Genomic DNA, 8,555 nt, shown 5'->3' with positions numbered 1-8,555 from the left:
TTGTAAAACCTTTTGATGAAGTTAGGGTAGTAGACGCGATAAGGAGAGTATTAGGTTCATGAAAAGTGGAGAGAGATTGTTTCAATCTCTCTTTTTGATGTTTTCGTTTTCGAATGAAATAAGCTATAATAGATAAGAAATTAAGTAGAAAGTTAAAGGATGATTGTTTATGATGATTGCTTCATCCATTTTGGCAATATGTATGGGGTTTTTTGTATTATTTATTCGAATGAAGGCACAGAAAAAGCCGGTAAGCGGTAAAAAGATCATTTTACCACCTCTTTTTATGAGTACAGGTGCATTAATGTTTCTATTTCCTTTCTTCCGGGTTACTCTGGGCGAGTTATTGGAAGCACTAACGGTGGGAATGTTGTTTTCCATTTTACTGATAAAGACGTCTAAATTTGAAATTCGCGATAATGATATTTACTTAAAGCGATCTAAAGCATTTGCATTTATACTGATTGGACTTCTGATTTTCCGAATTGCTGCCAAATCGCTCCTGAGCGCGTCAATCGATTATGGATCCCTCAGCGGCATGTTTTGGATCCTTGCATTTGGAATGATCGTTCCTTGGAGAATTGCCATGTATCTTCAATATAGAAAGCTCTATCAGGAAAATCGTGACCTTACGACCAATTCAATTTGAACGTAAGCAGGCTAAAATGATTTCATTTTAGCCTGCTTTTTTATGTTTAAAGATTTTAAATTTTCAAGGACCATCGGCGGCTGGAGGTATTTCCTCGTTGTTGTATTTATGACATTTTTCTTGCAAATCTCCAAAATGTGATTATCGTTTTATCTCCTTGGAAAGAGGGTATGAAAAAACATATATTTATATAAGGAGTTTTAATGTTGTTCACATTACATGATATCTGGACGTTCTTTCTTGCATCTTTTTTAACACTGCCGCTAGTGACCATGGTACATGAAGCAGGTGGTCATGTATTAGTTGCAAGCATATTTGGAGTTAAAATAAAATTTGCGATCGGCACCGTTAAACCATTGATAAAGATAGGGCCCCTGGCCCCTCCGAGATAAATAGGATGTGTTTTATGGAAGGCTGGTGCCAATACACTGAATTAAAATACAATAAAGTGTGGTTGCATGTTCTGATATATTTATCAGGCAGCTTATTTAATCTTTTTCTCCCTCTTTCCTTATCGGAACAGAGACGGGAAACCGAGCGACGGGCAAGCCATCTACAAAAGGGCAGTTGGAATGCCCATAATAAAAGGTAAACGATGAGCATCGTTTACCTTTTATTTGCCTTTCTCCATCTCTTGAAGAGCAGAAGGGCTGCACCAACAAATATGATATAAAGAACAATCGGTATCACCAGAATAGACCCCATACAATTCCTTCCCTTTCGATTGATTTAAAATAAGTGCTCAAAAGGAGCCACATCAATCTGCATTTCATCCAGCTTCTTGCGGAGAAATTTATGGTCGCGTTTTGGAGTGGCCAGGATGTAGCCTCTTATTACTAAATCTTGAGAAATGGCCGTTGCTTTTTCCTTAAGGGCCAATTCACCAATTTTTCCTGCGATTTTATATTTTGCAACGTCTCTGAATAATTCAGGAACGGGAGTAACCAATTCATTCAGCATATTTTTTTCTTTTTCATTCCATAAATGGATTGTTTCATTAACGTAGTATTCTTCCCAGTCCATATCTGATTTCCCGTCTTCTTTGGGGAATCTCTTCAAGAACTTCCGGAACATAAAGAAACCGCCAATTGCAAAAGATGCAATTAGGAAAACAACCCAAAAAAGGATAAAGTATAAAAACCATCCGTCAAGCTGCATGCTCTCACCTCAATTTTTTCAGCACTATTCTTTCTGAAATAGAAAGAAAAATAGTGCATTTAAATACGTAAAAAAGTTTATATGTATCGTCTATCATTATAGACAACGTTAAAGGATGTGACAAGAATATCATTACAAATCAAAAAGATACCTTACTGTTCTTAATAAGAAATGATATACTAATAAATAACAAATATCGTGAATATTCTTTCTTTTTCGATAGTGGTGAAATCTTTAGCCGGTCAGGAAGGACGTGGGAGCATATGGGAAAGTACAAAGGCAGGATTTTATTTGTGTTAGCAGGAGTCTTTTTAATAATAATTTGGAATTTCATTTATTATTTTGTTCTTCAATACTCCTTCAACTTGCAAGTGGATCTGCTTTTTTCCATTCTTATTTTATTTATCGGATATTATACAGGCAAAAACTACGATGATAGCAATGAGGCTGTAGCCGCCCTTAGTAAAAGTGAAGAAAAAATCAAAAGGTTAAACGAAGAATTACAGCTCGTCCTGCAGAATATTACGGAAGTAGTGTTCCACACAAATTCCAAAGGGGAATTTCAATTCCTCAACCAATCATGGGAAGAATTGACGGGTTACAGCCTTAAAGAGAGCTTACATAAAAACGCCTTGCATTTTATCTCGCTGCATGAACGGCATGAATTTTTGCGTGTCCTAAGAAGAAGTATCAGTGAGAAAATGGAAAAAACAAAGATTGATTTTTCTTTTCAAACCAGAAATGGACAGTTTAGATGGGGGGAAGTAAATATCAAAATAAATTATACTGATAAAGGGGAACTTGCAGGGACCGTAGGGACAATCTCCGATATAACGGAACGAATACATAATGAAGAAGAATTACTGGAAATGAATGAAACACTTGCCATTGAGTCACAGAAATTGTCTGTGGCTGGGCAATTGGCTGCAGGAATTGCACATGAAGTCAGAAATCCACTGACTTCCATTAATGGTTTCCTTCAGCTGCTGAGAGATGATGCAAACGATAAGGCTAAAGAGTATCTGGAAATTGTCTTCTCAGAAATAAAGAGAATCGAACTCGTACTCAGTGAACTCTTGATTTTGGCGAAACCTCAATCAGTCACTTATAAACGCATCAATATCATACATACACTTGATCATGTTGCAAAGCTCCTTAATACAAACGCAATCCTTTATAATATCGAAATTCAGACTGCATTCAAGCAGGGGGAGTTATATATAAGAGGAGACGAAAATCAGCTCAAACAGGTTTTTATCAATCTTTTGAAGAACGCCATCGAGGCGATGCCTCATGGAGGGAATATAATGATACAAGCCGAGATCAAAGAGAATAATAAGGTGGAACTTACTTTTAAAGACGAAGGGGTAGGCATGAAAAAACAAACCCTTGATAAACTGGGCGAGCCATTCTTTACAACAAAAACAAAAGGTACAGGATTAGGTTTGACGATTTGCTTACGTATCTTAAGGGATCATTCTGCAGATATAAGAGTTCAGAGCGAGCAGGGGCAAGGAACGACCTTTTCAATAGCATTTGAAGCCGCACAGCAGCAAGAGAGGAAAAAGAGAGAGCAGATACACAATGTATATTATTGAAGGAGTTTTAGGGTGTCTTTGATATCCCTGAAACTTCTTTTTTAGGCGTATTGGAAAAATGGCAGGACTGCCTGGGAATCGTACCAGCGGAGACAGCACGCGAATCCCAAGAGGTTTTGAAGTTTATAGGTGGTAAGTATTTTTGATGTGTGAATTTAAAAAGGTAGTAACTTTAATGATTTTTCATAAAAAATTCCCCTATCATTAATACATAGTTCTTACCACAATAAATTAATTTGACGATATTAGATAAACGTAAAAGAACAAATAAAATGATTGAATATATTAATATTGATTACCATCTAAGTACGTACTCATAGCATATGTAAATCTACATGCAGTTTGCATGTAGATTTTTTACATTATATTACAGAAGTACAGTCATTTCATTCTAATTCGCATAAAATATATTAGTTTAGAATAAAGGAGGTGAGATTATGGGAATTTATCTAGACGGTAGAACAAGTCAAAATGCTAGTTTAGCTAACAGTATTTCAACTCCAATCCTTGTAGGTACCGATTCTTTATTTGGTGTAGTTGGATTAGACGTTACAAAAGCGACTGTTGGTCAGATAAGAGTCGAGTTTAATGGAACTGTAGCTGTACAGTTACCATTAATTCCACTTGCAACTAGTGTAACTATTACTATTGTTAGAGGAACACAACAATCAGGATTAACAACAGTTTATACTGCAGAACAACAATTAAGTCTTGAAATATTAGGCCCTCAACTTGTTACATTTTCCGGGGCAGACTTTAACCCCCCTAAGCCGGTAAGCGGACCTTTAGTATATACTGCATATATTAGCGCCTCACTTTTAGGGACAATTAGAGTTGGTCCAGAGAGCTTTAGCGCGATTGCATCTGCAGGGTAATTTCATTTGGGACAAGCATGCCCCTCCTTAATTGGCGGGGCATTTTTAAGAGATTAAAAAAAGCCTACTATTATTACTAATGTCAATTTTTTACTCAACAGTTCTCTCTTGGTAAGGCTGCAAAATACATACTCATTAAAAGGATTGCCTTAAACTTATCGCTTGCTGCGAACTTAATATTACTTAAGACTAAAGGTAGGGACGGGACATATTTTCGACTTTTACACATGATTATGAGGCAGAGTGCATTTGTCTTTACGGCCAAAAAATACAAATTTTACACAACACTTTGTTGTGAGTTAATATGATACAGAATGAATACTTAACAATCCTGTATTTAATTGAGTAGTCTTTTGATTAGCATTGGACTATTCTGTAACGGTATTCAGCAATCTTAATTGTGTTCCAATTTTGAGTTAGATATTTATTATTAATTTAAATGCAGTTAATTAAATTGAGGTTATACAAAATGAGGATTTGACTACACATGTTGGGGGAGATGGGAATGGGGTTCATTAAAACGTATCTAGCTGGTCAGTCTAGAAGACCAAAGGGTGTTATCGGTAAGTTAATGGGTAAATTGATGAACAAAGTCAATGCGCAAATGAACGAAACAACGATTCAATTACTTGGTATTGATGATGATGATTATGTGTTGGAAATCGGCTTCGGAAACGGAAAGTATATCGCAGAAATTATAGAAAGAGTAAAGGGGACTCATGTACTGGGCCTGGATTTTTCCGACGAGATGGTAAAGACTGCAACCAAAATCAACAAGAATTCAATAAAGGAAGGGAGAGTTCAAATTGAACAGGGTGAAGTTGAAAAAATTCCTTTCAGCAATGGGATGTTCGATAAAATATTCACAGTGAACACTATTTATTTTTGGTCTGACCCTATTCTCGGATTACAAGAAATAAAAAGAGTGCTCAAGCCGGGGGGAAGATTAGCTATTACATTTCGTTCTAAGGATATAATGTCTCAAAGGACCTCCGATGAATATGATTTTTCTTTGTTTACTCCGGAAGCAGAGGAAGTTCAAACCTTACTAAAAGATACAGGTTTTACGAATATCAGCAACCAGCATTTTAGTGACAAGTCGATTGGATATTATTGCGTAGTGGCAGAGAACTAATTGATTGGTAAACTACGTATTTAAGTAGTTCAGAAAACCTTGTTTATGTGTATCCATTAAAGTAGGCAATAGTGAAGATCGAACAGCCAGGTTTACTAAATGACGCAACAACTTAAGATCAGGTAGTTGCTCTTTATCCCATAATTTGAGTTAAATTGAAAAATATATTTATTATTTATTTTGTTCGACGAATAGTGAATTATAGGAATTACTAGTAGTTGATTTTGATAAACTCGTTTACTAACTAGCAGTATCATACAAAAAATCTTTGTTTTCTCTATGATTAATAGTAGAATATGACGTGTGGTAAAATTTAAAATTCTACAAATATGAACTGGAAAACTGTAGCTAGGGTTCCGCTATTTATAGGTCTGTGACCGAGGGCTGCATCTTTTACAAAATGTAAAAGGCACCTATTGACATAAAAGGTCCGAGGGGAAAGGTTCAGCGTATTTCTTATGCGTTGAAATCTTTCTCGTCTCGGACCTTTTTTACTTTTAAAGGAGGCTTATCTTATGGAGAATATTGATGAATTAAAAGCTGGGGTTGCTGTAATAATTTTGAATGAGGAAAATCAAGTTTTATTACAGAAGAGAGCGGATGTAGGACTTTGGGGTATTCCTTCAGGACATGTAGAAATAGGGGAAACAGTGACTGAGGCGGCAGTCAGAGAAGTAAAAGAGGAAACAAATTTAGATATAAGAATTAAAAAGTTGATTGGTGTTTATTCTGACCCTGAATCACAAGTGTTTTATTATCCAAGCGGTAAAGTAGTACATTTTATAACAACGTGTTTCCTTGCTGAAATAACAGGGGGGAAACTTAGATGTAATTCAGATGAATCACTTGAAATTAGATTTTTTGGACAGGGAGCCCTTCCTCAGGACTTATTGAAAATGCATCCTCGATGGTTAAAAGATGTTCTTGCAGAAAGAGAAATGGCTTTTATTCGGTAAAGAGATATTCTTATTTATGGTGATCTAAATTAATTCATACATTTTCACCTAAATTCTTAACAATTATTATTTGAAACGGCAAAATCAAGTAGAAGTATCAATCTCTCATCTATTTTGCGTGACATAAAGGAGCACGATTATGGGAGTTGAGACCTTTGATCGTCGCAAATTGAATGAACACAAGAAGTTTTATAATTCGGGATTTAACAGGAAGGTAAGGCTGCCCGATCTTAAAGGAAAAAGACTATGACATTTCTAAATGGTCACTCGGGGCATGGTTGGGAAATTTAAAGAGACAGGTAGAAATATCAATCCAAATGAATTGATATTTCTCATTCTATTAGTGTTTTCGAAAGCCATATGAGTTGCATCGTGCTTATCAGAATGCCATCAAACAAAAATACATGTTTTTTAAGGCTTGTCCTCTCGTCCTGCGTCGGTTTTGCATTCCATTATCGTAAGTGAAGGACGAAGGAATGCTGGACTGAATTTGATATTAGATGGTGCACCTGCAATTTGGGATTTAACACAACTCGACCCATTAGTGATAGGCTTTAATACTTAAACCCGGTTCCAGTACTTCTACTAAGACAAGGGAACCGGGTTTTGTTTGTATACCCTATATTTCCCTTATTAATGAAAGGAAGGCTCCTAATTGTGGAGAAACACCATCCTTAGGGAAGGCCACTGAAATATTTATTGTAAAAGGATCATTTAACTCTCTAAATACCACTCTAGGATGATTAATCGTTTGGAAAGGGCTAGGGAGTAGGGCGATGCCCATTCCGAACGATACTAACGAGATGATAGTATGCAGGTCATGTGCCTCCTGTAAAATGTTCGGGCTGTAGCCTGATTTGTGGAAGAAGCTGATAATTGCATCATAAAAAGCTGGACCTGTATTCCTTGGTGTTGTTATAAATGGATGATTGAACAAACTTTTTGCATCAAGTTTTGCTGTATTATCCGCTAATGGATGATCTTTGGGGAGCACAGCAACGAAGGTTTCTTCCCGGAGCTTTTCAACACTTAATTGTAAAGAATCGATTGGCGATACGAGCAGCCCTACATGGATTTCTTTCTTGTGTAAAGCTTCTACTTGTTCAGAAGTTGTAAGTTGTTTTAAAACTATGTTGATATATGGGTTCCTCTCGCGGAATAAGCGAATGATATTTGGCAACAGGTCGAAGGTAACTGAACCTGTAAATCCTACAATTAGTTGTCCATATTCCCCATTATGAATTCTTACTGCTTCCTCTTTTGCATTTTCCAAGCTTTTGATAATGGCGTATGCATTCTTTAAAAAAGACTGACCCGCTTCTGTTAATTCTACATGCCTTTTTGTTCGCAAAAATAGCGGGATCCCAATCTCTTTTTCAAGATTTTTGATTTGCTGGCTTAAAGGAGGCTGTGCCATTTTCAGTCGTTTTGCAGCGTTGCTGAAATGCAGCTCTTCCGCAACTGCAATAAACACAGAAGCGGGCACGATGGGAGAAGAGTTACTGGATATCCTTGAAGAAGAGGGGGGAGATTTAACCAATGTGGGTGTCGGTCATAGTGATCGAAATGCTGACCCAGAAATTTTATCCATTTTTTATATATTGTATAGGTAATTTTAAACAAAATGTCGAAGTATGTATTATGAAGTTTTTTCCGGAGGAGAGAAGCTGAGTTGGAAGTAAGCAAAGAAGATATGGTTATTTTATATATATTCAGTCAGATAAAATGCGATTAATGAAAAGATATTACAACATCATACATACTAAAGAATCAGAAGTCGCTGAGATCATTGAGGTTACTCTTGAAAGGGTAAGACAATTAGTTTACAAGAGTGAAAGGATACTGGTGGATTTCTTATGTCAAGCATACAAGGTTAATTTCTTTCATGAATTGAGGTAGTAGTACTTATAACATTGATTATAAGCATTATATTATTTTCAGGAGTAGTGTCAGATTAAGTGTATTTGTTGTATTACATATACTTATACTGCGCAATAAAGAAATCCTATTTCAGATGCTTAATGAAAGAAAATAATTTAGCAAATCGGGATGTTATACAAAAAGGTACGCTTTAATGAGCGCACCTTTGTTTTTACGAGTTGTAAGTTTCTCTGTTTATATTCACAATATCCTTATGTGATAATTCCCCTTCCTTTTTTTCTGCAAAGAGCTCTGCAAACCGTT

The 8,555-nt window shown here is 36.1% G+C and carries 7 protein-coding genes and 1 pseudogene; 6 read left to right on the top strand and 2 right to left on the bottom strand.

The genetic code is table 11. From position 1 onward, the window contains the following. Positions 1–169: 169 nt before the first annotated feature. Positions 170–649, top strand: coding sequence for a CcdC family protein (locus HP456_RS16100; RefSeq protein WP_172252916.1), 480 nt, complete (start codon positions 170–172; stop codon positions 647–649). Positions 650–1,378: 729 nt separating this feature from the next. Here the strand turns inward: HP456_RS16100 and HP456_RS16095 are convergent. Continuing rightward, on the bottom strand, positions 1,379–1,807 hold the full coding sequence (locus HP456_RS16095; protein WP_172252914.1) for a DUF2621 domain-containing protein: 429 nt from the start codon (positions 1,805–1,807) through the stop codon (positions 1,379–1,381). Between the two features lie 263 nt (positions 1,808–2,070). Here HP456_RS16095 and HP456_RS16090 point away from each other — a divergent pair, with 263 nt between their 5' ends. From HP456_RS16090 to HP456_RS16075, 4 genes are all read left to right on the top strand, one after another. Beyond that, on the top strand, positions 2,071–3,405 hold the full coding sequence (locus HP456_RS16090) for an ATP-binding protein (protein ID WP_172252912.1): 1,335 nt from the start codon (positions 2,071–2,073) through the stop codon (positions 3,403–3,405). A 437-nt stretch (positions 3,406–3,842) separates the two neighbouring features. Next, positions 3,843–4,280 carry a hypothetical protein gene (locus HP456_RS16085; RefSeq protein WP_172252910.1) on the top strand — a complete coding sequence of 146 codons (438 nt, stop codon included), beginning with the start codon at positions 3,843–3,845 and terminating at the stop codon, positions 4,278–4,280. Between the two features lie 505 nt (positions 4,281–4,785). Next, positions 4,786–5,415 (top strand): class I SAM-dependent methyltransferase, encoded by a 630-nt coding sequence (locus HP456_RS16080; RefSeq protein WP_172252908.1) that lies wholly within the window; start codon positions 4,786–4,788, stop codon positions 5,413–5,415. A gap of 515 nt (positions 5,416–5,930) precedes the next feature. Continuing rightward, a complete protein-coding gene (locus HP456_RS16075) occupies positions 5,931–6,371 on the top strand; it encodes an NUDIX domain-containing protein (RefSeq protein ID WP_172252906.1) in 441 nt (146 codons plus the stop codon). A gap of 619 nt (positions 6,372–6,990) precedes the next feature. Here HP456_RS16075 and HP456_RS16070 read toward each other — a convergent pair. Next, entirely contained in the window at positions 6,991–7,845 is an 855-nt protein-coding gene (locus HP456_RS16070) for a LysR family transcriptional regulator (protein ID WP_312857780.1), read from the bottom strand. Between HP456_RS16070 and HP456_RS25390 the strand changes: the two are divergent. Next, positions 7,838–7,948 (top strand): annotated as a pseudogene (locus HP456_RS25390) (phosphotriesterase family protein); the annotation flags it as partial. The gene HP456_RS16070 and the pseudogene HP456_RS25390 sit on opposite strands and share 8 nt — an antisense overlap. Between the last annotated feature and the right edge of the window lie 607 nt (positions 7,949–8,555).

The organism is Bacillus haikouensis (assembly GCF_013179555.1).
GTDB classification, from domain to species: Bacteria; Bacillota; Bacilli; order Bacillales; family Bacillaceae_B; genus Rossellomorea; species Rossellomorea haikouensis_A.
Note: the sequence above shows the minus strand (reverse complement) of the source record. Positions and strands in the feature narration are given on the sequence as shown.